We start from the raw sequence: 24,691 nt of genomic DNA, 5'->3' as shown, positions 1-24,691 counted from the left end.
TGCTGATGACGTAGCCCATGAAAGTAATAAGTATTATTTAATACTTTAATTTGTGTTTCTATTTTGCTGTTACGGTTTTGAGGGATTGTGAACATGACCCCACCAATTGTGAAACGTTATGCGATCGCGTTTGAAAAGTATAAATTGATTGGCTTGGCTAGTTTTGTGTTGGTTGTAGCTGGTTCTGTAGTGGTGGCGGTACAACCGGAACCAGCACCGGAATACATTGGCGATGCGGCATTAACTTATACGGGTTCCCCGATAATTTTTTCCCAGTTGGGGGGGGAGGTGCAGCAAAGTGGACAAACCCTCAGCCAGGAGGATTTAAAGTCGGAACCGATTATTATGGCTATAGCCCAGAAAACAGGACAGAAACCACAAAAGGTATTTGATAATTTGGCGATTCGGTTTCCCAAGCGGGGTGCTGATGGCAAACTAGAATCAACGATTATAGAACTCAAGTATAAGGACTCCAATGGGAAGCGGGTGAAAGAGACCCTATTATTGTTGATGGAATTAGCCAAAAAATATAGTAGCGATCGCAATACTTCGCGGGTGAGAAGTATTATAGATAAAATCAACGAGCGTTTACCAGAGGTGAAAAAAGACCTGCAACAGGCAGAGCAAAACTTGGAGCGTTATGATAAGGTAGAACGTCCGGCAATTTTAGCGGCGGAAAATGGTAGTTTATTAGCGGCAGTAACTTCCAGCCAAAATCAACAACGCCAACTACAACAAACCCTCATTGGTTTAAGTGCGCAAATTCGTAGTTTAGAGGAAAAATTAGGACTATCAGCCTCAGAAGCCTACGTTGCAGCAGCTTTAAGTGCCGATCCCATCATTGCCAGTTTGCGATCGCAAATTTTTCAAGCGGAGTCACAAATCGAGTTACTCCGTCGGGATTTACGTCCCCAACATCCGACGATGGTGCAACTATTTCGCCAAAAGGAATCAGCCGAAACCCTATTACGTCAGCGTGCAAATGAAGTGATTGGTGGTGGGGGAACTACCGCACCCCTACCAGCAAGTGTATCGGGGATTCGGATGCGCAGTAATTTAGACCCATCCCGTCAACAATTGGCAAACCAACTAGTCGCATTACAAACTCAACGGGAAACCCTACAACAACAATTAGCCAACGAAATCCGTCAAGAGGAAAAGCTGCGACAGGAATATTCCCTCGTACCCAATAAACAACTGGAACGCAACCGTCTGGAACAGCAAGTTCTCCTCAGAAAAGCCGTATTTGACCAGATGCAAGCCAAACTAGCTGATGCACGCACAGCGGAAGCGGAAACCGTTGGTAGTTTAGATATTGCCCGTCCACCAGCTGTAACAGTTGAGAAACAAGCACCGAAGAGCATCCCGGTTACTTTAGGTGCGGGGGGATTTTTCGGTATAATTGTCGGTGGAGGAGTCATCTTTTTACTTGGTTCCCTTGAAGGCACTTACAAGACCCACGAAGACATTCGCGCGACCCTCAAACAAAGAGATGCAGTTATTCTGGGCGAATTACCCGTAATTCCCAGCGACGATTTACCTCCCCATCTCCTACCCACAATTTTATCACCCAACTCCCCCTATCTGGAATTTTACGAAAAATTCCGCAGCAATATTCGCCGGACTAGTGGCAATGAGATGAAAGTCATTTTAATTACTAGTACCGGTAGTGGGGAAGGAAAAACCCTTTCCGCCTATAATTTAGGTATTGCCTGTGCCCGTGCTGGTAAGAGGACATTAATCATTGAAACAGACCTGCGATCGCCCTCTTTCGCTGAATCTCTCCACGTCAAACCCAATCCACAGGCCAACATGGAACCACTACGCTACTACGGCAGTTTGAGTGAATGTATCCATATTGTCCCTGATGTGGAAAATTTATACATTGTACCAAGTGCTGGTCCAGTGGGACAATCGGCGGCAATTCTCGAATCCAGCGAATTAAAGCGTTTGTTCGCCGATGCCCGTATCCGCTATGATATGGTGATAGTTGATACGAAGCCCATTGGTTTATCCAACGATGCTTTATTAGTGCAGCAATTTTGTGACGGGATGATTTTAACCGCTCGTCCCCACTATACCCAAGAAAACCTCCTCACCGAAGCCATCGACCAGTTAATGGAAGCGGAGTTAGGTTTACTAGGGGTAATTATTAATGGTGCAGATATTAGCGTTAATGTATCCCCTGTTCTTGACCAGGAGATGGAAGAAAAGGCAATGAAGGTTTAAATCTTCCCAGGAATCGGGTTTTTGGCGAAGTCTACAAAACCCGACTTTTCATCAACACAGGATTAATCAATCATGCGATCGCAACATCAACACAGGTGGTGGTAACTATAACGAACGTATCGAGGGTAATTACATTCAAGGTAACTACTATGCTGCTGCTGAGAATCAAAGCCTTGCTGATGTAGCCGCAGAGATTCAAGCCTTACTCGAACAGTTAGAAAAGTCCTATCCCACCAACACAACCACAGAAAAGATGGTATTGGCTACACAAGCGATCGCCCATATTGAAAGCAACCCCAATTTAGCAACCCGCATACTTAGTGCATAGAAGACAGGCAGTATTAAAGCCTTCGAGCAGTTTCTCAGTCATCCAGCTGCTAGTTTTGTTATCGGAGCGTTGGAAGACTGGGAAAAAACGAAATCATGATAAATGGTCAGTATCAAGCACCCATATAGATATACCTTGACATTCAACCACTTGATTTGCATCCTCATAACTTATCAATAGCATTCTTTTTTCAAATTGGTATTATTAATTTATTGGTGTTGTATGATGTTTTGACCGTTTACGAAGGAAGGGTTAAGGAAGGGTTGAGTGAGTTTTGACAATGTTTGCAAAATTATTGCCGAAAAGTACCCGGCAGATTTTGTCAGGTGGTTAATCGGGGAAGAATCTGCTGATATTACCGTGTTAAAAACTGAGTTAAGATTAGAGCCGATTCGGGCTGATTCCCTGATTTTAATGCAAACTGGTAATCAAATTTTACATATTGAGTTCCAGACTTTAACAAAGTCAAAACCACCGATTCCTTTCCGCATGTTAGATTATTTCGTTCGGCTGAAACGTTCGTACAAGTGTTCTGTGATACAGTTTGTCATCTTTTTGCAGGAAACTGATGATGAGATTGCCTTTATCGAAGAATACCGGGAGGAATCTACAATTCACAGGTACAACGTAATCCGGATGTGGGAGCAGGATTCGAGCTTGTTTTTTGGTAATGTGGCTTTATTGCCCCTAGCAACTTTGTGTAAAACAGATTCCCCACGGGAGTTGTTATCCCAGGTCGCTCAGAAAGTGGCTACAATTGCAGATAGGGAGACAAGACAGAATACGGCAGCCTATGCTGAGATTTTAGCTGGTTTGCGATTTGAGAAGGATTTGATTCGTCAGTTGTTGAGGGAGGATATGATGCAGGAATCGGTTATTTATCAAGATATTTTGCAGAAGGGAAAGCAGCAAGAAGCATTAAAATATACTTTACGCCTGGTAAATCGCCGATTTGGTGAAATAGATTCTTCAATAATTGAACGTATTCGCATATTATCCACAGAAGAGTTGGAACTTCTGGGAGAAGAATTTTTGGGGTTTTCTGATATTGCCGATTTGGTTGCTTGGTTGGAAAATAATACGAGCAGTTAATCGTGGGTAAAATTTTCAATTTAAGACCCACTGGAGATTGTGATTCATCAAATTACGGATTTTCCTGTGTCTTCAACCAAGCTACGGATCGATTCTACTGCACAAAATGATTACAATACTCCAATACAGTTCAGTTAGACTTAAAAGCCTGATTATTGGGTAGGTTGGGTTGAAGAATGTAGAGGCAATAGCCCTCGTGGAATGCGTCCCCACGCGGAGCATCGGGACGAGATCATCACAAAAACTGTGTGAACTTATGGGTAAATTTCCACAAAATCAACAATCTATGCAAAGCCTCAACCCAATCTACAGTTATCTTTAACACCAACCGTATTGTACAATACTCCACTTTCCTGTAGCAGTTGAGGGGGGATATGATGCAGGAATCAGTTATTGATCAAGATATTTTGCAGAAGGGAAAGCCGCAAGAAGCATTAAAATATATATTATATATCTATATTACGCCTCATAAATCGCCGATTTGGTGAGATCGATTCTTCAATAATTGAAGTATTCGCAATACTAGGAGGTTTTTAAAAACTTATATTTTCTGAGAATATTGCTGGACAAGAGTTTCAGACCTTATGACTCGTCGTAGCGATCTACGACGTAGGAGTACTCACCCTAAAACTATTCCCTGTACAGACGCGACATGTCGCATCTCCCCCTGTTCCCTACCCTCACGAAAAGACTTTTACAGTAGACCCTAATTAGACTAAATTTAACCCGCAGGGGGTATTTTTATAGGAGAATATTGCTTAACTTCATATATGTGGTGCAATATTCTTCATTTTGGGAGATAAAATTCGGTTATGAGCTTAAATCGTCGCCAATTTTTAATTTTATTGGGAGCAAGCGCAGGTGCGTTTAGTTTAGATGGGTGTGCTTTAGCAGGGGAACAAACAACACCAATTGCGACCACACCAGGAACAACCCCCAGTGATACGGGTGTAATTAAGTTACCTCCTTTACCCTATGCCTATGATGCTCTGGAACCCCATATTGATGCAGCCACAATGAAGTTCCACCATGATAAACATCATGCTGCCTATGTGAATAATTTGAATAAAGCCCTAGAGAAACATCCAGAGTTAAAAAATCAAAGTATAGAAGTGTTGTTACGAGACCTGAATAAAATTCCCGAAGATATCCGTACAACTTTTCGTAATAATGGTGGTGGTCATGTGAATCATAGTATGTTTTGGCAAATCATGAAGCCCAATGGTGGTGGGGAACCGACTGGGGAATTGGTTGCTGCCATCAAAAAAGAATTTGGTAGTTTTGCGGAGTTTAAAAAGCAATTTAATGAAGCTGGTAGTCAACGTTTTGGTAGTGGTTGGGTTTGGTTGACACGTACCCAAAATGGTGAATTAGGGATTATGACAACGGCGAATCAAGATAGTCCTATCAGTGAAGGGAAATATCCAATTATGGGCAATGATGTCTGGGAACATGCTTATTATCTCAAATATCAAAACCGTCGTGGTGATTATTTAGAATCCTGGTGGAATGTTGTAAATTGGGAGGAAATTGGTAAGCGTTTTGCAGCTAGTGTGTAGACGTGGCAGTAGAGACGTAGCACCGCTACGTCTCTAGGATAATGGTCGTTGGCTGGGAATACCGACGTTACGGGGGTATTTTGCTGGGGTGGGGGTAACTTTTCTCAGGTAAATGCAGGTACGTTGACTATGGCTGAGGGGTGTGGTGAATTCTGCGATTTGGGTAATTTCCGCACCTAATTCTGCAACTGCATTTTCTAAATGGATTTGTTCTTCCCTTGTCCACTTACCTCGATAAATACAGGCTATTCCATTGATTTTCAGTAATGGTATGCAATACTCAGCACAGACAGTAATTGAACTGACGGCTCGAATGGTGGCAAAATCGTACTGTTGACGGTGTTGGGGGTTTTGTCCAATAGTTTCAGCACGATCAGCGATCGCGTGAATATTACTCAGATTTAAAGCGGTGGCGATCGCCTGAATAAAGGTGATTTTTTTTTGGGTAGAATCGACTAGGGTTAAATGAGCGTGGGGATGGGCGATGGCAATGGGAATTCCAGGGAATCCTGCACCTGTACCAATATCGATTATATTAGCACCTTCGTGGATTGGACTCATGGGGGGATGGGGTTGTCCGAAACTAAAACTAATTCCCCGCAGGGAATCCCAAAGATGTTTTTCCCAAAATTCATCGCTTGAGGTAATTCGAGTTAAATTTTGTTGGCGATTACCCTGTAAAATTTGGGTATAAAGCTGTTGAAATCGGTTGATTTGCTGCGGATTTGGTTGCCAATTTAGGGTTTGTTGCCAAATCTCTAGCATGGGTTCTAAGGAAGGGATTTTTAATGCATCTATCTCCTGCATCCTGTATTCTGTCTCCTGTATTTGATCGCAATCCGAATTTAAGTAGTGAAAAATAGTGTGCCGTTGACTGATGACTGGTGAGTGTTAACTATCAACCGTCAACAACCCTAGATGTAAGATTTCACAAATCCCGCTCAGACTGCGGTATATCTCAAACCAATGGTAATAAAATCTCAAATTCCGTACCGATTCCTAACTGCGATCGCAAATTAAATTTACCTCCATGTCGTGCGGTGATAATCCGATAGCTGACTGCTAAACTGGTTTCTTTATCTGCACGTTTTTCCAGGGAAAAGGATTCAATTATCTGGGTTAATTCTGCTGCGCTCATACCGTTACTATTATCTATAATTTTTACCGATACCCAACGAGAATAACCTGGTTTAGCATGATTTGAACCGACGACTTCGGTGATTACCTGAATACGGGCTTTTTTCAAAGTGTTTGCAGCATCCTGACTTAACTCTTGACGGACAGCATCATCTAGTAAGGTGTCGATCACCCGGCTAAAAATATTCATGAATACTTGGTTGAGTTGTCCTAAAAAGCAATAAACTGGTGGTAAGTGACCATAATTTTTCACAATTTCAATTTCCCCGTTAATCCGGCTGTTAATTAATAAAATGATACTATCTAAACAGGCATGTAAATCAGTAGGTTTGGGATAAACTTCGTCAATATGGCAAAAATTCTGTAAACTCGTCACCAGCTTTTTCAAGCGTTCCGCACCACTTTGAATACTTGCTAAGGATTTTAATAAATCCTCCTCTAAAAATTCATATTCAATTTCCTGCTTAAAATTCTTTAAATTCGCCGAAGGTTGGGGTAATTCCCGCTCATAGACATTCACTAATCGGAGAATATCCTGACAATAACTGGAAACATGGGTCAAATTACCCCAAATAAAATTTACCGGATCCAGAATTTCGTGGGCAACCCCATCCACCAATCTCCCCAGACTAGCCATTTTATCACTTTGAATAATCTGAGCTTGCGATCGCTCGTAACGTACTTGGGTTTCAATCCCACGAATTTGCCAAGAAGCTCGATGTAACTCCTGTATATCCAACAACTTATAGGTGTCACACCCACAATCTACCACAATCGGTTCCGCCAAACATTCCGGCGATCGCCGCATTGCTAACTGCATCCCTGTTAAAATCGGAGTTGTATCTGCTAAGACTAAAACTCCTGTTCGCGCATAACTATACAAAATATGTAACGGCTGCTGCACAAATAATTCTTTCCCATAGGGACGAATAAAAAACTCCAGTAGCTGTCTGCGGGAAAGCATCCCAAAGTAATTACCCCCCTCTAATAAAATTACCCCCGGTAGTAAGGGATATTTTTCAAAGACCTTAGCCATATCTAACCCAGTACAAGATGTTTCCACATGGAAACTGTATAGAGGTAACTCACTGAGTTGAGATTCAGAACTAAGGTCGTAATTATTACCCTCGGATTGAATTGGTACGGGTATTTCCGCAATATATTCCTGTGACACTTAAAACCCTGAGTTTCTCAAATTAGGACAGAAATTCACCCCTTTTGGGGAAACAACCATAATTTGGCTGGATCTATACCTTGCTGAGAAATTGCTGGGTTTTGTCCAGTGACAGTCTGATAATATTTAGTCAAGAAATATTCAGTAAAGACACTGTACCCATATTCATCAAGCAATTAATTCCAGCCTATTGCAGTTTCCCCAAAATCGCTAGGGGGAAAATAGCGATAATGGGATGCAACGAGTCTATTTTTCCCCTAACCTTGGATTTTTCCCAAACTCCGACAAAAATTTCACAACAATGTTGATACTTTTTCTTCCCCTGCTCCCGTCAGATATCAATTCCAAAGTAAAACGGTATCAATGGTAAAACTCTTACCCCGGATTTCTCACAAATTAAAAAAATCCAGGGAGTAGGGAGTAGCAGGAAAAACAACCCATGACCAACCCTTATCACTCAATCGTGAGAAATACAGGTTACGTAGGAAGCTTTGAGGATATTTTTAATCGCAAAAAGAGCTTTCCCAATAGGCGTATAGAAGCTCAGCAAACCTTGCATCTGTAATTTTTGAGAACCGTAGACGCACCTAGTGTGGCTATGGAACAGCTTCCTACCTAGTAAGTTCTGAGGGGTTTATAGTAGTGGCTTTAGCCTCGAAAAAGCTTTACCAGAAAGGTGCTATACCCGCAGGGTTGTCGTAGACTAGCGCTACAACGTGCCTTTCTTGACTCATCAAAATTAATGGGACAGACCAGTAGAGATCAAAAGTGGAATTGTTGGGTTAAAACTATTCCCTACTCCCTTCCCAGCAAAAATATTCTACCTGTAAAATACCTAATTTTTATCTTTTTCGCGTTTTACCCGAATGGCGTAATCTTCAGGAACAATGGGGGAGCCGTTGATTTTCGCATAGACCTTGGTAAATTCTGCACCTAAAAACAGAATATGCGCAGCATAATAAATCCAAGTAATAATAATGAGAAAAGAGCCAGCAACACCGTAAGCAGAACCAATATCAATTTGGTTCAGAAATAAACCAAACAAAAGTTGTCCCACCATAAATAAAATTGCCGTTATCATAGCACCGACAATTGTTGAGCGCCATGCCACTTTGGCATCAGGTAAAATTGTGTAAATAGCTGCAAATAATAAAGTGAGGATAGCAAAGGACAGCAAAAAACTAGTGAATTGCCACAGATAACCTAAAGCCGGTACTAAGGACTTTAAACTATTAACTATAATGATAAAAATACTGTTAAAAAGATAGGATACAAATAATAAAAAAGCAATGACAATGACCATTGCAAAACTTAAAACCCGTTTGCGAACAAAGTTTAATACTTGCCGTTTTGGTTCTGGCTTCACTCCCCAAATTTTATCCAGGGCATATTGGATTTGGGCAAAAACACCCGACGCACCAAAGGCGAAAAAACCAAAGTTAAAAATAAATTTCAGCCAATCTCCACGGGTATCTTGTCTCATATTGGTAATCGCAGTGGCAATTAATTGCGCTCCCCTATTACCAATAATTCCTGTCATTTGTTCGACAATTTGTTGTTTTGCTGTTGCCTCTCCATAAATTGCACCTAAGATGGAGATAATAATTACCATCAAAGGTGCTAGGGAAAATACGGTGTAATATGCTAAGGAGGATGCCAACAGAGAAACTTCGTTAAATTGCCACTCGGAAAAGGTTGTTGTTAAAAGTTTCCAAAGTTTTTTGAAAGTCATAATTTAAATTCTTGGTTAGTCATCCCATCACGGGTTTCTGGGTCAATTTCAATCCGTTGACTCTGTATGATAGGACTCCTTCACATCATCTTAAATCAGCTTCAAGTTCATATTTGTAAAATAGCCCTAGCGATCATCAGATAAATAAACACCCCTAAAACATCTACCGCAGTCGTAATAAATGGAGCAGACATTAAAGCTGGATCTAAACCCATTGCACCAAATAAAAAAGGCAAGGCGGAACCAAAGAACGCTGCTAACATTGTAATCGAGAATAGACTGGTGCCGACGGTAATCGCAATTTGCAAGTTTTTCTCGATGAAATAGGCCCATAAAATAACAGCTAAACCCAGAGCAATTCCCAATAAAGCACCTGTCACAGCTTCCCGGGAAACAATTTGTGCTGCTTTTTTAATGCCAACTTCCTTCAGATTCAAACCTCGAATTACGACTGTGGAAGATTGCGCTCCCACGTTTCCCCCTGCGTCAATCAGAAGGGGGATAAAAGCTGCTAAAGCCACAACTTTTTCTAATACCTCTTCCTGGGAACTAATTACAGTTGCGGTTCCGGTATTCGCAACCAAAAGTACAAATAGCCAAACGACCCGTTTCCGTGCAGCTGTAAACACGTTGGTTTGAAAATACTTATCACCCCCAGCGGCAACACCACCTAATTTATAAATGTCGTCTGTAGTTTCTTCTTCCAGGACATCTAACACGTCGTCAACGGTTACAATCCCCACTAAACGTCGTTCCGTGTCCACCACCGGAACTGCAACCAAGTCATACCGTTGGATCACCTGTGCAACTTCCTCCTGGTCTGTGTCGGTGTGAACATACACCACGTCGCGGGTCATAATTTCTCCCAACTTTTGTTCCGGTTGAGCTACAACTAGATCCCGAAATGAAAGAGTTCCTGTTAAACGACGTTGGGCATCGGTGACGTAAAGATAGTAAATAATTTCCGTTGCACTGGCTAAACTGCGAACTCTGTCGATGGATTGGCTGACGGTTAAATCTTCCTTGACAGAAAGGTATTCTGTGGTCATGATGCGACCAGCTGTACCGTCTTTGTAACCCAGAATTAGGGATGTGACTTCCCGCTCCGAAGGGGTAAGTTGTTGCAACAGTCGTTGAACAACACTCGCTGGTAACTCATCAAACAGTTTTACCCGGTCATCCGGCGACATTTTATCAACAATATCCAGAACTTCTTGATCCTTTAATTCCTCGATTAGGGATTGCTGGACACTGGAATCGAGGTATTCATAAACCTCTATCGCTTCCTGTTTCGAGAGTAGACGAAATGCTAAAGCTTGCATCGCCATTGGTAATCCCTCAATCGCTTGAGCGATATCCGCAGCCTGGACTGGCACTAATAGGGCTTTGGCTCCTGGGAAGTTTTCTTGTTGTAATAATGCCTCAAGTTGCGATCGCACTAATTCTACCAGTTCTTGCCGAGATGCACCCGGTTGCCATGATGAAGGTGGATTTTCGGTCATGGGACACCTCCTGTAATTGTATTGTTGATGGACAAAGTACTTCTCCTTGAGGATGAAGATTTGCATCGAACGCGATGATTATACCAGGTCTTTCTATTTGCGATCGCCTGAATTGGTAAAATTCCCAATATATTAATGGCATTATATTAATGGCATTTCATGACCATTTCGACTTCGAGAAGCCGCACTACGCGCCTCTACAATCAAGACGTGCCATTGTCACCTCCCTATCGTATTTATACTCAGCAACGCCTTTTTTTATCCTTGTTAACAACTTCACTGTTTTAATCCAAAAAATCAAGTTCAATCTAGATGTTTATCACCGTAAACAATCTAGAGCCAACTTGATATATCTCACCTTGAAATTCAATTAAAAAGTTCAGAAAAGGGGTTGATTTATAATGGGGGTTTCTGTTAGTATGAAGTTGTGGCTTCAAGGGGCTTTTATACCCTAATTGCCGAGAATGATAATCATTGCAAGCCATAAAAGTCTTTCACTGTAAGTATTTAAGCCAAGAATGGCTATAGGTGACAACCAGGTTTTGGATGATTTTCGGGTATGAGGGATTAACATTTTTTTTGTTGGTTTTGGCAAGGAAACCCTGAACACCCGTTATACCAACTCAAAAGACTCATTTTTTCCCAACCGCGATCGAGTAGCGACTCCTGTGGAGTATCGCCATTGAAGTGAAAGGTTTCTGGGGGGTAACGAAAACTTCTGAAACTATGATACAGCAATAGTTTTAAGCCAGTTTGCCATCAAAAGATAAACTACATTTTCCGGCTTTATTGATTCTATTATTAATAAGCTTTAGGCAAAAGCCTTATTTTTCCGTTGAACTTGGCTCTGAATTTAGTTTTATAGTTAGGGCGAACGCTATTCTATAATCCTTGCTGCATAAACATTTCAAGCTAGATTGTCACCCCTCCAGGAAAGGTTTACAAGGTTTTACATTTTTCATCCTGCGATCGCTGGTTCAGGTAAATTGCTCAGAAAGATATGCAGATGCTTAATATCGTTTACGCCAATGCTTGCTACATATCAGAGGCTGTAACCGTTGATTATTCTAGTTTTATTTATTGCAAAGCACAAGATAATCGATATTAGAGACGCGAAATAGCCTCTTTCAGAGGAGCTGAGTCGCTTTCGCGACACGCTACGCGAAGGCTAACGCGTCTCTACAAGGGTGTTATCACCAGTGAGTTCTAGAATCTGTCGTGGAAAGTCCGCTTAATTACATCAAGCTGCTGTTCCCTAGTTAACTTAATAAAATTAACAGCGTAACCAGAAACGCGAATTGTTAATTGGGGATATAATTCCGGATGCTCCATTGCATCCATCAAAGTTTCCCGATTCAAGACGTTGACGTTGATATGGTGTCCTCCGTTGTGGAAGTAACCATCTAACATTCCCACGAGATTATGGATTTGATCTGATTCCTGTTTCCCTAAAGCTTTCGGAATGATAGAAAAAGTATTAGAAATACCATCCTGTGCGTAGTCGTAGGGTAATTTTGCTACCGATTCCAGGGATGCGATCGCGCCTTTAGTATCGCGTCCGTGCATGGGGTTAGCTCCTGGAGCAAAGGGTTCACCGGCTTTTCTCCCGTCGGGGGTATTGCCTGTTTTTTTACCGTAGACGACATTAGATGTAATTGTTAATACCGATTGGGTGGGGATGGCATTACGGTAGGTTTGATGTTTACGTAGTTCCTTCATGAAGCGGGTGACTAAATGTACGGCAATTTCATCCACTCGCTCATCGTTATTACCGTATTTGGGAAAATCTCCTTCAATTTGGTAATCGGTTGCAAGTCCAGTTTCGTCACGGATAACTTTAACTTTGGCATATTTAATTGCGGATAAAGCGTCTGCAACCACCGATAATCCTGCAATACCACAAGCCATTGTTCGCAGGATATCCCGGTCATGCAATGCCATTTCTAAGCGTTCATAGCAGTATTTATCATGCATGTAGTGGATGACATTCAGGGTGTTAATATAGGCTTTGGCTAACCAAGCCATCATCAACTCAAATTTATGCCAAACTTCTTGGTAATCCAGATATTCAGAGGTAATGGGGGAAATTTCTGGTCCTACCTGTTCTCCGGATTTTTCATCCCGACCACCATTGATGGCATAGAGTAAACATTTAGCCAGGTTCACCCTTGCACCGAAAAACTGCATTTGCTTACCAATCCGCATTGCCGAAACACAACAAGCGATCGCATAGTCATCTCCCCAGTAGGGACGCATCAAATCGTCATTTTCGTACTGAATGGAACTAGTCTGAATTGAGACTTTGCCACAGTAGCGTTTGAAGTTATCTGGTAAACGTTCTGACCACAACACGGTTAAATTTGGTTCCGGTGCAGGGCCAAGGTTAAATAGGGTATGAAGAATGCGAAAACTGGTTTTAGTCACCAATGGTCTACCATCTTCCCCCATTCCTCCGACACACTCCGTCACCCAGGTGGGATCACCAGAGAATAATTCATTGTAGTCAGGAGTTCGCAAAAATCTCACCATGCGCAACTTCATCACAAAATGGTCGATTAATTCCTGTGCTTGCGCTTCAGTGATTTTTCCAGCTTGTAAATCTCGCTCCAGATAAATATCCAGGAAAGTGGAGACCCGTCCCAGGGACATCGCTGCACCGTTTTGTTCCTTGACTGCTCCTAAGTAGCCAAAATAAACCCATTGCACAGCTTCTTGAGCATTTGCCGCAGGTTTGCTCACATCAAAACCGTAGCTAGCAGCCATTTCCTTCAATTCAAACAAAGCGCGAATTTGCTCCGAAATTTCCTCCCGCAGACGAATCACATCTTCATCGATGGTATCTAACTCCAAAGACTCCAACTGAGCTTTTTTATCTTCCACCAGAGCATCGACACCATATAAAGCTACCCGACGATAATCACCAATGATTCTTCCCCGACCGTAGGCATCAGGTAGTCCGGTAATAATACCATAGTGACGACACAAACGCATTTCCCGCGTATATGCATCAAACACCCCATCATTGTGGGTTTTGCGGTACTTGGTAAATATCTCTGCGGTGCGGGGATCTAGTTCGTAACCGTAAGCCTTAAGAGAATTTTGCACAATGCGGATACCACCAAAAGGCATTATTGCTCGTTTGAGAGGTTTATCCGTTTGCAAACCGACAATTTGTTCCAAATCCCGCTCAATATAGCCAGGATGGTGGGAAGTAATACTAGAAACAACTTCCGTATCCGCATCTAAAATCCCCTGCTCCCGCTCAATTGCCATTAAATCCTTGACTTTATCCCAGAGAATTTTTGTGCGATCGCTTGCGGGAGTGAGGAAAGATTCATCACCAGTGTAGGGGCTGTAATTTTTCTGGATGAAATCGCGCAGATTAATTTCTTTCATCCATTTACCAGCTTGAAAGCCATGCCATTGCGGTAACACGATTGATTCCCCTCAATCTTGAGTTTCCATGTCTAGTTATAGATCGAGATTTTGAGGAACTTGTGAAGAAGTTTGCTAATTCGTAATTCGTAATGGCCTGCGGCAACGCTTCGCGTCCGTAATAGCCGCTATGGGGGAAGCAAGCTACGTAATTCTACGCAATTATTAATAGCCGTTGGGTAAGTCTTGCGCCTACGAAATTTTAGAGTTTAATTCGCCTTTGTCTATAGGTGGATTTGGGGTGTTTATTTAGTAACTGGAGAACAAAATGTCTTTTACTACGAATTATGTAAGTGTTGCTCCTCCACACTCCTGCACGATCAATTATGAATGATTTTAAGCATCTAAACAAAAAGCTTAGTTGATGAACAAGTCGAGTATGTATCCGATATATTTCAAAGTGTCACATATTCTACGTTCTGTCTTCTATCTCCTGTATCCTGTAATCTGTATCCTGTAAGTAGTCATCATGAACTGCGTACACCAGGATGTACGAAAGTGACTTTTCCCCCACTCCCTGCACCCTTTCAATTCAGGTAGGTGCAATTAAACATAAAACCGCAACGCAACCAATCATTTGGCGTACAGACGCGATATATCGCGTCTCTCACTGTACAGACGACCCGATGGGTCGTCTCTACTCCCTAATCTCAACTTATTCTGTATTCTTTAATCAGGGTAATACCATGAATTCCCATCATCCAATTTGGAAGCTTACCCCGGAAGAAGTTTATCAACAACTGATGACAACATCATTGGGTCTAAGCAGCGCAGAAGCAAATTTTCGCCTTCAACAATCCGGTTATAATGAACTTCCTCGCAGCGAAACCCGTCCATTAATTTTGCGCTTTATTGATCAACTAACTCACTTTATGGCATTGCTGTTGTGGGTAGCGGGGATTTTGGCTTTTGTTTCCCATACTCCGGAATTAGGTTGGGCAATTTGGGCTGTCATCTGGATTAATGCCATTTTTAGTTTTTGGCAGGAATTTCAAGCCGAAAAAGCCCTAACCGCCTTAACAAAAGTATTGCCTACACAGGTAAAAGTTTATCGTGATGGACAACTTTGCCAAATACCAGCACGGGAGCTTGTTATCGGCGATGTTATCCAATTAGAAGAGGGTGATAAAATCTCTGCTGACGGACGATTAATTAATAGTCAATCCCTTTATGTCGATGTTTCTATTTTGACGGGAGAATCTCTCCCTGTCCCCCGTCATAGTCAGGCGATCGCGGTGGAAAACATGCGTCCGACGGAGGCTGGAAATCTGGTATTTGCTGGTTCAACGGTGTCATCAGGACGGGGATTAGCGGTGGTTTATGCCACTGGAAGTCATACTGAATTTGGTCAAGTCGCTCACCTGACAACAAATATCAAACGAGAAACAAGTACCCTAGAGGTACAGATTACCCATGTGGTTCATATTATTACTCTCGTTGCCATTTGTATGGGAGTAATTGTGTTTTTCCTAACCAATTTATTGGTAGGGATGGAGTTAAAGGAAAGTTTTATTTTTGCGATTGGTATTATTGTCGCCTTTGTTCCCGAAGGTTTATTACCAACGGTCAGTTTGGCATTAGCGATTGGCGTGAAACGAATGGCACATCAAAATGCCCTAGTGCGTCGGCTTTCGGCTGTAGAAACCTTGAGTGCCACGACCATTATTTGTACTGATAAAACAGGAACTTTAACTAAAAATGAAATGACCGTTCGCCAGGTTTGGCTTCCTGATGGCGAAATTGATATTACAGGTATTGGTTATGAACCAATTGGAGAATTAAAAATTTCTAAATTAGAACAGGAAAAACCGGTAAAATTACTATTAGCTGGTGCAGCCCTTTGCAGCAATGCCAAATTAATTTATAATTCCAGTTCTCAGCAATGGCAAGAATTAGGAGACCCAACAGAAGCTGCTTTACTAGTAGCCGCAATTAAAGCTGGATTTAACTTAGAAGAATTACAGCAAAAACTTCCCCATCACCAGGAAATTCCCTTCGACTCCCATCGTCGAATGATGACAGTTGTAGTGGCAGATAATTCCGGGTTTTTAGAAAGTGTTCACCATCAATTTTGGATATTTACCAAAGGCGCTCCTTTAGACGTTCTCGAACACTGCCAATTTATTTTATCCCAACAACAACAACAGGAATTGACCGCAGAACAACGCCATCAAATCCAAATTGCCAATGATCAACTTGCAGCTCAAGGATACCGAGTATTAGCGATCGCCACCCGTCAGGGAGGTGCAGAATTAGCCACCAGCAACCAAAATCAAGTACAGACGCGATATATCGCGTCTCTAGAAAATGATTTGACCTTCATTGGACTAGTGGCGATGATCGATCCCCCCCGTCCCGAAGTTGCAGACGCGATCGCCCTTTGTCATCATGCCGGAATTCAAGTCACAATGATTACTGGTGACTACGGACTTACCGCCGCCGCGATCGCTGGTAAAATTGGTTTAATCGATGGTAAACCCAGGGTAATTACCGGAGAACAGTTAAATCACCTTTCCGATGCCCAATTGCGACAAATATTACATAAACAAAAACATGGACTGGTATTCGCCAGGGTGATGCCGGAACAAAAATTACGCCTCGTGCAAGCCTATAAAAATCTCGGTCATGTGGTCGCTGTCACTGGAGATGGGGTCAATGATGCACCAGCCCTACGAGCCGCCAATATCGGTATTGCAATGGGTATGAATGGTACAGATGTTGCCCGTGAAGCTGCGGATATTGTGTTAGTTGATGATAATTTTGCCACCATCGTCACCGCCATTGAACAAGGTCGAGCGGTTTATCAAAATATCCGTAAATTCATTACCTATATTCTGGCCTCCAATATGGCAGAATTTTTACCATTCTTGGCAATGGTACTGTTAAAAATACCACCAGCTTTAATTATTCTGCAAATATTAGCCATTGACCTCGGTACGGATATGTTACCAGCTCTCGCTCTGGGTGCAGAACGTCCGGAAAGAGGTTCCATGACCCAACCACCACGTCAAAAATCCCAAAAACTACTGGATTTACCCTTGATGTTGCGTGCCTACTGCTTCCTCGGCTTACTGGAAGGACTAGTGGGAATGACAGGATTTTTCCTAGTTTGGTGGGAAAATGGTTACGGAATAAGCCAACTCCAAGCGATCGCTCCTAGCATCCATTCCCATACAGCAAGTCCAACAATCATGGCAATTTACCGTCAAGCCACCACAATGACTTTAGCAGCGATTGTCGCTTGTCAGGATGGAAATGTGTTTGCCTGTCGTTCCGAACGCATTTCAATTTTCAAATTAGGTTTCTTCAGTAATCGTCTAATTTGGTTAGGAATTGCCGTAGAATGGGCATTAATTTTGGCGATTATCTATTCCCCCACCCTAGAAAAAATCTTTGCCACCGCACCCCTACAACCATCCCATTGGCTCGGTTTACTTCTGTGTCCACCCTTGATTTTAATCGCCGATGAAATCCGCAAAAAAATCGTTCGCGATGGGTTGCTCTCCAGGAGCCACCCAAACTCGTCGAATTATCGGTTTTAGCCGCCAGGCGAAAAGACCACACTGTACTGTCAGATCAGTGTGGGTAGTTCACGTTATTTGATATACACATTCCCTCGGAAACCTCAAAAAATGTTAATCCCTCATCCCAGAATATTCTCTAAGGAGTAGGTGAAAGCATAAACATTTTCATCTCAAAAGCTTACGGTGAGCCGTTTATAGATTTTTAGGTGATTATCATTCTCACGCAGTAGGTTATAATAACCCCTTTGAGCCATATTTTAATACTAACAGAAGCCCCTATTATAAATCAACCCTTTTTCTAAAGTTTTGGATTGAATTACACTTCACAGATTGATATATTTTCCTTTGGGTTTATTGACAGTTGACTGATAACAGTACTTGAAGGATGTTTGAAAAGTTGGTTTTAATACCTAACAAGCTCGTTTTTTCGGAGTAGAGAGGACCCGTCAGGTCGTCCTTACAGGGAGAAGGGAATCGCCAGAGATGCGACATGTCGCGTCTGTACAGTTATAACGACAAATAACCGTTTGAGTCTATTAACCGTCTTCAAGAAGTGGTTGATAAGGTATTTCATTGACACTTGACCAACATCTTCTTAAATCTTGCACGTTACTAGTAAATTGAGGTTATCACCAGACATCTTGCAAATCCAGAATAAATCCAGGTAAAACATCTTCCCCTGATAACGAATTGGGATGATTTAAAATTTCCACATCCTGACCTGGACGATAGATTTCGACTCGACGGTTTTTGCGATCAATTAACCATCCTAACCGCGCCCCATTTTCGATATATTCCTGCATTTTTTCCTGCAATGGTTTGAGTTGATCGGAAATAGAACGAAGTTCTACCACAAAGTCAGGACAGATAGGAGCAAAACCCTCTCTTTCTGCGACAGTTAAAGATTCCCAGGTTTCCAATCTCACCCAAGCAGCATCTGGAGAACGATCTGCACCATTTGGTAAATGAAATCCTGTAGATGAATTAAAAGCCTTACCCAGTTTATGTTGACGATTCCACAACCACAGTTGTCCTTCTATATCTAGATTTCTATTTCCAGTTTCGCTACCTGTGGGTGGCATAATGATTAATTCCCCATCCTTACTTCTTTCTAACTGGATGTCACGATTAACCCTGGCTAATTCCTGAAATTGGCTGTGGGTGACTTGAAATGCGGTCGGAATATTAATACTTGGGTTGTGCATAGAAATAAAGTCTTATCGCCCAGGCTTTTGAATATCATGATAAGCTAAAATTCACATAAATCACATAACTACGAGGATTTAGAACAGTTGATGCGGATTTTAGTAGCTGCACTGATAAATAATTAGGAAGTAAATACCGTCGTTGCACTTCTAGGTCGTAAGTTAGAGGCGCAGTGGCTTCTTGCAAAGCAGCAATTTCAAATACCTGATTTCTGATCACAAGTGCGTAATTCCTATAATTCAGGACTTACGTAGGGACAACGTAAACACCGTCATTGCGGTCTAAGGAAGCAATCCCAAACACCTGATTTCTCGTTACGAGTGCGTAATTCCTCTAATTATTAAGTGCTGAGAAAAAGAGATTTTATTAGTTAATCATGTTGGGGAAAACGAACTTCTGCACCCAGTTCGGTTTGAATTACTCTCCCTCCTAATTTTTCTATTTCTTGGATTACTCGTTTACGGGTAGATTCATCAACTCCGTTTTGTAAAACCATTGCCCATGCGGAGATTTGAGCGGTTTTACTGTTAGGGTTACTGGCTAAAAAGTTGGCTGTGGATTGGGATATGGCGGCAATGGCTTGGCTTTCTGTATCGGTATAATGTTTAGCCCAGTCTGCGGCGGATTGAAATGATTTTTTGGCAGCTTGGGATTGTCCTAAAAATAATAATTCATCAATCCCTTTATATCTCCAAATATAGTAGGATTGTTTGGGTAAAAAGGGTCTTAGGTGTTGCAAACCACGTTCGGTGATTTGTACAGACCTTTCTGGCATTGCTGCGTACATGGATGTGCTGGTGGAAAGGCTTAAGTATGCTAAACGGAAGCGGGGGTCGTGTTTTAAAATTATTTCAAAGTATTCGGGACTGAGGTGATAACCTGTTTTTTGACGGGCGATGTCGTCACCAAAGTATTGAAGAAAGCTTAAAAAGACAGCGTTAGCGAAGATATTGTCGTAACCGAAGGCGGGAATTTTTTTGAGGATTTCGAGGCGTATTTTTTCTGCGGATACTTCTCTTTGCAATTCAGATAATGGGATTTTGGCACTACGGTTAATCATTTTTTGCATTCTGGGAAATTGGAGGGTGATAACTCCGAGAACACATAATAAAGATGCTAGAAATGCACTAAGAAATTGACGATATAAAATCAACATTGGATAATCTCAAGAGTATTTTCAAATAAAAGTGAAAATAAATATTTTCTCCTGGCATTACTAACAGTAACCGAATACAGCAATCCGATTTAAGTCGTGAAAAATAGGGTGTCGTTGACTGATGACTGGTGACTATTAATCGTCAACTGTCAATCGTAAACAACCCTACATTTAAGATTTCACAAATCCCACTTGGACTGCTGTAATTATTTTTTCAATAATCACATCACATCATTGATGATGGAGGTTGGTGGATTACAAATATTATGATGCCCACTTTTGACGGAAAATTTAACGTTTGCTGATGGGACATTACTTTTAATTACTTTTATCGGACTTATACAAAGTAATGTCACCGTTATGTAGCTTGTCGTAGGGTGCGATCGCGAAGTAATCTCTCACGTAGCAAGCTTGTTGCAAAGCTGTGTACGCTAAATGCTGCCCTCCAAAGGAATTGCCTTTAACCATCCCTGGATGATGTGGAACTCCTGGGGGTTAAATGTCGTCGCCGTGTCTGGGTGGTAAAGCTGCAAATATACAGATTGATAACTTGATCGCTTGATGGGTTGGATGGGAAACTGATGGGAACTATCGGTCAGGTTAGACACAGATAAAGGGTATGGAGATGAAGTTTAGTGAGATTGTCGAAAAGTTGGGCAATTTGGTGGTGACAAGTAGTCTGGGGGCAAATCCAGGGCATAATCCAGAAATTAATGGAGTCGCAGCGATTGATGAGGCTGTTGAGGGGACAATTAGTTATGTGGAGGGGGGTAAGTTTGTCTCCTTTATCCAGACGACTGCTGCAAGTGCGGTAATTTTGGCGAATAATGCGGAAATTCAAAACTTGGCAACGGAACGGGGTTTGGCTTGGGTTGCTACCCGTGAACCTCGTTTAGCTTTTGCTGAAGCGATCGCAATTTTTTATCAACCTTGGCAACCGCAACCGGAAATCCACCCGACGGCTGTGATCCATGAAACTGCGAAAATCGGGAAAAATGTCCACATCGGGGCTTATACGGTGATTCAACCCCATGTGGAAATCGGGGATAATGTTTGTATCCATCCCCATGTGGTTATCTATCCCCATGTGAAAATAGGTCGGGGGTCTTTGCTCCATTCCCACTGTACAATCCACGAACGAACCCAAGTTGGGAATCATTGCGTAATCCATAGCGGTGCGGTCATTGGTGCAGAAGGTTTTGGCTTTGTCCCCACACCCACTGGATGGATGAAAATGCAACAGTCTGGTTACACTGTTTTGGAAGATGGGGTGGAGATTGGTTGTAATACTGCTATTGACCGACCCGCAGTCGGAGAAACCCGAATTGGCAAATATACGGTGATTGATAATCTAGTCCAAGTCGGACATGGTTGTAAAACCGGAAATGGATGTGCGATCGCTGGACAAGCAGGAATGGCTGGAGGTGTGATTTTGGGTAATCGGGTCATCCTCGGTGGACAAACTGGTGTGTCTAACCAAGCCAAAATCGGTGACGGTGCGATCGCTTCTGCGAAAGCTGGTGTCCATAATGATATTCCCCCCGGTGAAATTGTCTCCGGTAGTCCCGCTATACCCTACAAAAAGTTCCTGCGGGTTTCGGCTGTGCTTTCCCGTCTTCCGGAAATGTATCAAAATTTACGAGAAATTCAGCGTCAGTTAAAAAGTAATACAAATTTGCCAAAAGAATCCGACAAATGAATTTTGACTAGTAGAGACGTAGCTACGTCTCTACAAATTAAACCAAATCAACCTGTGATGCGTGATTTATGGTTTTTAGGAGGAGGTGGTGTCGGGAGACTCCCTTGACGACTGGTACGGAAGGTTACATTTACCCCTTCGTTCGACTGTTCTAATACTAGTAAAGGAGTCGGTTTTGCCTTTTGATCCCAATGCATAAAAGCAATCCGTCCCTGAATTGTAGGTTGCCAAGTATCGTGGTCTTCGGCTGGACTTAAGTAAGTTTCAATACAATCAATAATTTGGCTAATTGTTGCCGATGTGGTCTGTGTCGGTAACTTCATCAAACGAATTTGAATTCGGAATAGGACGCGTTTACGAATATCCGGTGCTGCTCCGGTTTCATATTCTACATCAAATATTTCATCAATCTGTCGTCCAGTGTTGTTGGCTAACCCTACAACCCCCGTCGCATTCGTATTCGAGCGTAAAGCCTCTGTAATTTTATTTTTGACCTTAATTTTGATCTGGTTGACAATAGCAAAATGGAATACCTCCTCAGCCATCCGCATCCGTAGATAATCCAGGTTAAATTCCCGTGAATTAATTAAATCCGGGTTAGTTTCCATTTTGCGAATGGTTTCTAGGGCCAATTTAAATTTTTTCTCCAGTTCACGGGTGCGAAATTGTTCAAATCGGATTTTTTTATTTAACTTATTTAATTGAATTTTGCCATAGATAATCAATCCAATCACCATCACTGCCAAAAATCCTGATGTCACCACAAAAAAAGGCGGTGATTGGAACTCGCTGACTGCAACATTTTCCGTCACTTGGGTATTTACAGTCTGGGGTTTTGCGGTTACCGGAGATGCCTTTTGATTGTTAGCATTGGCTGTCTGGGCAATGATATACACCGGAACGGACATAATTGGCACACACATAGATATATGGTATTCAAGTTTAGGATGCCCAAAAATCACCCATGTCTAACCTACTTTCGGAAAATACAACCCTGCCAATTTGGAGTCAAATCCGACTCATCGCTACCGATATGGATGGAACTTTAACTACCGCTGGAAAGTTTACCCGTGAATTGATGCAGGCGTTTTACAATTTAAATGCCGCCGGAATTAAAGTGATAATTGTCACTGGACGCAGCGCCGGATGGGTCAGTGGAATTGCCCATTACCTACCCATTGATGGAGCGATCGCTGAAAATGGTGGTTTGTTCTATGCTGCTAATAGTGATATACCAGTATTTCTCACGGAAATTGAGGATATTCAGGCTCACCGTCAGCAACTTGGGGATGTTTTTCGCCAAATCCAACGCCAATTCCCCCAAATTCAGGAATCAGCTGATAATCGTTTCCGGATTACAGATTGGACTTTTGATGTTGCCAAATTAACACCCGGTCAGTTGCAGCACATTCAAGCCATTTGTCTGGAGTTGGGATGGGGTTTTACCTACAGCACCGTCCAATGTCACATCAAACCCCTAATGCAAGACAAAGCGAGGGGACTATTGACAGTGATGAATCATCACTTAGAACGGGTTTATACTCCCCAAAAAGTAATTACCGTAGGAGATAGTCCTAACGATGAAACCCTATTTAATCAAGAAAAATTCCCTAATTCCGTTGGCGTGGCAAATGTAATGGAATATACCTATCTCCTCCAGCATCAACCCACCTACATTACTAACAACAGTGAAGGAACAGGATTTTGTGAGTTGGCGGATTTAATTTGTTTCCGCGCAGCCAATCCCTAACACTGTTTTTTAACTATTTCCACTAATTGACTCAAAATAAGTTAACTTAAATATAGATATTGTTGCTAAACCCATTCAAAACCAGATATCGATATAAAATCCGATCCAAAGTTATTTAATTTCCCATGAACATCTTAAGTAATCTGCTGAATCAACCAGTTCAATCAACCCAGTCAAAACGGCAACGTCGAGGGATTGAGATTAAATCTCAGCGCGAAATTGAAATCATGCGTCAAGCAGCGAAAATTGTTGCCACAGTCCTCAAGGAAATCTCTGAACTGGTTCAACCAGGAATGACTACCGCAGATTTGGATGCCTATGCGGAAAAACGAATTCGGGAAATGGGTGCAAAACCAACCTTTAAAGGTTATCAAGGATTCCCCGCTTCAATTTGCGCTAGCATCAATGACGAAGTTGTTCATGGTATTCCCAACCCGAAAAAAGTTATCCGTAATGGTGATGTCCTCAAGGTGGATACGGGTGCTTTTTATCAGGGATTTAACGGTGATTCCTGTATTACAATCGCTGTCGGTAAAGTCAAGCAGGACGCAGCTAAGTTAATTCGGGTAGCCGAAGAAGCTCTCTACAAAGGTATTGAGCAGGTCAAAGCTGGTAATTACCTCATGGATATTGCAGGAGCAATTGAAGACCACGTGAAAGCCAATGGTTTCAATGTGGTGGAAGAATTTACCGGACACGGTGTCGGACGCAACCTCCATGAGGAACCATCCGTATTTAACTTCCGCACCCGGGAAATGCCAAATGTGAAGTTGATTGCAGGTATGACCCTTGCGATTGAACCAATTCTCAATGCTGGTTCTAAACACACGCGAATTTTACCTGACCGATGGACAGCAGTAACCGTTGATGGTTCCCTCTCCGCCCAGTTTGAGCATACTGTATTAGTCACAGAAACTGGATATGAAATTCTCACCGACCGAAGCAAGGTTTAGGTTTTGTTAGGAGAAAATTTACCTGGATTTCTCACCACCTCCTAAAACTTTCAGGGAGTAGTCATCATGAACTGCCTATACTAGAAGGTATGAAAGTGGTTTTTCCTACTCACTATTCCCCACTCTCTTTCAAATCAGGAAGTTTTAGTCCACCGTTTAAGTCCACATAAGGAGGGGTTCGTAGTAGTGGCTTGAGCTTTGAAAAAGCATTAATA

Annotated in this window: 17 protein-coding genes; 7 read left to right on the top strand and 10 right to left on the bottom strand. The window is 42.2% G+C overall.

The window, feature by feature from the left end; all coding sequences use genetic code 11:
• Positions 1-93: 93 nt before the first annotated feature.
• From CDC37_RS07875 to CDC37_RS07860, 3 genes are all read left to right on the top strand, one after another.
• Entirely contained in the window at positions 94-2,229 is a 2,136-nt protein-coding gene (locus CDC37_RS07875; RefSeq protein ID WP_096621258.1) for a GumC family protein, read from the top strand.
• 595 nt (positions 2,230-2,824) lie between these two features.
• On the top strand, positions 2,825-3,649 hold the full coding sequence (locus CDC37_RS07865) for a DUF4351 domain-containing protein (RefSeq protein ID WP_096621257.1): 825 nt from the start codon (positions 2,825-2,827) through the stop codon (positions 3,647-3,649).
• Positions 3,650-4,461: 812 nt separating this feature from the next.
• A complete protein-coding gene (locus CDC37_RS07860; RefSeq protein ID WP_096621256.1) occupies positions 4,462-5,208 on the top strand; it encodes a superoxide dismutase in 747 nt (248 codons plus the stop codon).
• Between the two features lie 33 nt (positions 5,209-5,241).
• Here the strand turns inward: CDC37_RS07860 and rsmG are convergent, their stop codons facing one another.
• The 6 genes from rsmG to pflB all read right to left on the bottom strand — a co-directional run bounded on the left by rsmG (position 5,242) and on the right by pflB (position 14,188).
• Positions 5,242-6,015 (bottom strand): 16S rRNA (guanine(527)-N(7))-methyltransferase RsmG, encoded by a 774-nt coding sequence (gene rsmG, locus CDC37_RS07855; RefSeq protein ID WP_442861069.1) that lies wholly within the window; start codon positions 6,013-6,015, stop codon positions 5,242-5,244.
• A 151-nt stretch (positions 6,016-6,166) separates the two neighbouring features.
• Positions 6,167-7,519, bottom strand: coding sequence for an ATP-binding protein (locus tag CDC37_RS07850; protein ID WP_096621255.1), 1,353 nt, complete (start codon positions 7,517-7,519; stop codon positions 6,167-6,169).
• 835 nt (positions 7,520-8,354) lie between these two features.
• Positions 8,355-9,251 (bottom strand): YihY/virulence factor BrkB family protein, encoded by an 897-nt coding sequence (locus CDC37_RS07845; protein WP_172892768.1) that lies wholly within the window; start codon positions 9,249-9,251, stop codon positions 8,355-8,357.
• A gap of 107 nt (positions 9,252-9,358) precedes the next feature.
• The gene (gene mgtE, locus CDC37_RS07840) at positions 9,359-10,753 is read right to left on the bottom strand and encodes a magnesium transporter (protein ID WP_096621253.1); all 1,395 of its coding nucleotides are present in this window, start codon (positions 10,751-10,753) and stop codon (positions 9,359-9,361) included.
• A complete protein-coding gene (locus CDC37_RS24085; RefSeq protein ID WP_157780677.1) occupies positions 10,674-10,895 on the bottom strand; it encodes a hypothetical protein in 222 nt (73 codons plus the stop codon). Before CDC37_RS24085 ends, mgtE begins: the two co-directional genes overlap by 80 nt.
• 1,064 nt (positions 10,896-11,959) lie before the next feature.
• Positions 11,960-14,188 (bottom strand): formate C-acetyltransferase, encoded by a 2,229-nt coding sequence (gene pflB, locus CDC37_RS07835; protein ID WP_096621252.1) that lies wholly within the window; start codon positions 14,186-14,188, stop codon positions 11,960-11,962.
• Between the two features lie 488 nt (positions 14,189-14,676).
• On the opposite strand from pflB, the gene CDC37_RS07830 reads away from it, so the two are divergent.
• Positions 14,677-17,730: a cation-translocating P-type ATPase gene (locus CDC37_RS07830; RefSeq protein WP_330220835.1), complete on the top strand. Its 3,054-nt coding sequence runs from the start codon at positions 14,677-14,679 to the stop codon at positions 17,728-17,730.
• Between the two features lie 611 nt (positions 17,731-18,341).
• Here the strand turns inward: CDC37_RS07830 and CDC37_RS07825 are convergent.
• From CDC37_RS07825 to CDC37_RS24080, 3 genes are all read right to left on the bottom strand, one after another.
• Positions 18,342-18,917 carry a Uma2 family endonuclease gene (locus CDC37_RS07825; protein WP_096621251.1) on the bottom strand — a complete coding sequence of 192 codons (576 nt, stop codon included), beginning with the start codon at positions 18,915-18,917 and terminating at the stop codon, positions 18,342-18,344.
• 371 nt (positions 18,918-19,288) lie between these two features.
• Complete coding sequence (locus CDC37_RS07820; protein ID WP_096621250.1) at positions 19,289-20,074, bottom strand: hypothetical protein; 786 nt, start codon at positions 20,072-20,074, stop codon at positions 19,289-19,291.
• Between the two features lie 431 nt (positions 20,075-20,505).
• On the bottom strand, positions 20,506-20,682 hold the full coding sequence (locus CDC37_RS24080; RefSeq protein WP_157780676.1) for a hypothetical protein: 177 nt from the start codon (positions 20,680-20,682) through the stop codon (positions 20,506-20,508).
• 17 nt (positions 20,683-20,699) lie between these two features.
• On the opposite strand from CDC37_RS24080, the gene lpxD reads away from it, so the two are divergent.
• Positions 20,700-21,773, top strand: coding sequence for a UDP-3-O-(3-hydroxymyristoyl)glucosamine N-acyltransferase (gene lpxD, locus CDC37_RS07815; protein WP_096621249.1), 1,074 nt, complete (start codon positions 20,700-20,702; stop codon positions 21,771-21,773).
• A gap of 47 nt (positions 21,774-21,820) precedes the next feature.
• Here the strand turns inward: lpxD and CDC37_RS07810 are convergent, their stop codons facing one another.
• The gene (locus CDC37_RS07810; protein ID WP_231943298.1) at positions 21,821-22,681 is read right to left on the bottom strand and encodes a hypothetical protein; all 861 of its coding nucleotides are present in this window, start codon (positions 22,679-22,681) and stop codon (positions 21,821-21,823) included.
• Positions 22,682-22,737: 56 nt separating this feature from the next.
• Here CDC37_RS07810 and CDC37_RS07805 point away from each other — a divergent pair, with 56 nt between their 5' ends.
• On the top strand, positions 22,738-23,523 hold the full coding sequence (locus CDC37_RS07805; RefSeq protein ID WP_096621248.1) for an HAD-IIB family hydrolase: 786 nt from the start codon (positions 22,738-22,740) through the stop codon (positions 23,521-23,523).
• 125 nt (positions 23,524-23,648) lie between these two features.
• Entirely contained in the window at positions 23,649-24,476 is an 828-nt protein-coding gene (map, locus tag CDC37_RS07800) for a type I methionyl aminopeptidase (protein WP_096621247.1), read from the top strand.
• Positions 24,477-24,691 lie beyond the last annotated feature (215 nt).

It is taken from the genome of Calothrix sp. NIES-3974 (assembly GCF_002368395.1).
Lineage (GTDB): Bacteria > Cyanobacteriota > Cyanobacteriia > Cyanobacteriales > Nostocaceae > NIES-3974.
The sequence above is the reverse complement of the archived record's forward strand: the minus strand, read 5'-3'. Positions and strand labels throughout refer to the sequence as shown.

What these genes read in the sequence shown, in the direction of transcription:
- mgtE (WP_096621253.1), bottom strand. Translation starts at nt 10,753, where the DNA reads ATGACCGAAAATCCACCTTCATCATGGCAACCGGGTGCATCTCGGCAA.
- CDC37_RS07805 (WP_096621248.1), top strand. Translation starts at nt 22,738, where the DNA reads ATGTCTAACCTACTTTCGGAAAATACAACCCTGCCAATTTGGAGTCAA.
- map (WP_096621247.1), top strand. Translation starts at nt 23,649, where the DNA reads ATGAACATCTTAAGTAATCTGCTGAATCAACCAGTTCAATCAACCCAG.
- rsmG (WP_442861069.1), bottom strand. Translation starts at nt 6,015, where the DNA reads ATGCAGGAGATAGATGCATTAAAAATCCCTTCCTTAGAACCCATGCTA.
- CDC37_RS07830 (WP_330220835.1), top strand. Translation starts at nt 14,677, where the DNA reads ATGTACGAAAGTGACTTTTCCCCCACTCCCTGCACCCTTTCAATTCAG.
- lpxD (WP_096621249.1), top strand. Translation starts at nt 20,700, where the DNA reads ATGAAGTTTAGTGAGATTGTCGAAAAGTTGGGCAATTTGGTGGTGACA.
- CDC37_RS07820 (WP_096621250.1), bottom strand. Translation starts at nt 20,074, where the DNA reads ATGTTGATTTTATATCGTCAATTTCTTAGTGCATTTCTAGCATCTTTA.
- CDC37_RS07860 (WP_096621256.1), top strand. Translation starts at nt 4,462, where the DNA reads ATGAGCTTAAATCGTCGCCAATTTTTAATTTTATTGGGAGCAAGCGCA.
- CDC37_RS07845 (WP_172892768.1), bottom strand. Translation starts at nt 9,251, where the DNA reads ATGACTTTCAAAAAACTTTGGAAACTTTTAACAACAACCTTTTCCGAG.
- CDC37_RS07810 (WP_231943298.1), bottom strand. Translation starts at nt 22,681, where the DNA reads ATGTCCGTTCCGGTGTATATCATTGCCCAGACAGCCAATGCTAACAAT.
- CDC37_RS07825 (WP_096621251.1), bottom strand. Translation starts at nt 18,917, where the DNA reads ATGCACAACCCAAGTATTAATATTCCGACCGCATTTCAAGTCACCCAC.
- CDC37_RS07875 (WP_096621258.1), top strand. Translation starts at nt 94, where the DNA reads ATGACCCCACCAATTGTGAAACGTTATGCGATCGCGTTTGAAAAGTAT.
- CDC37_RS24085 (WP_157780677.1), bottom strand. Translation starts at nt 10,895, where the DNA reads ATGCCATTAATATATTGGGAATTTTACCAATTCAGGCGATCGCAAATA.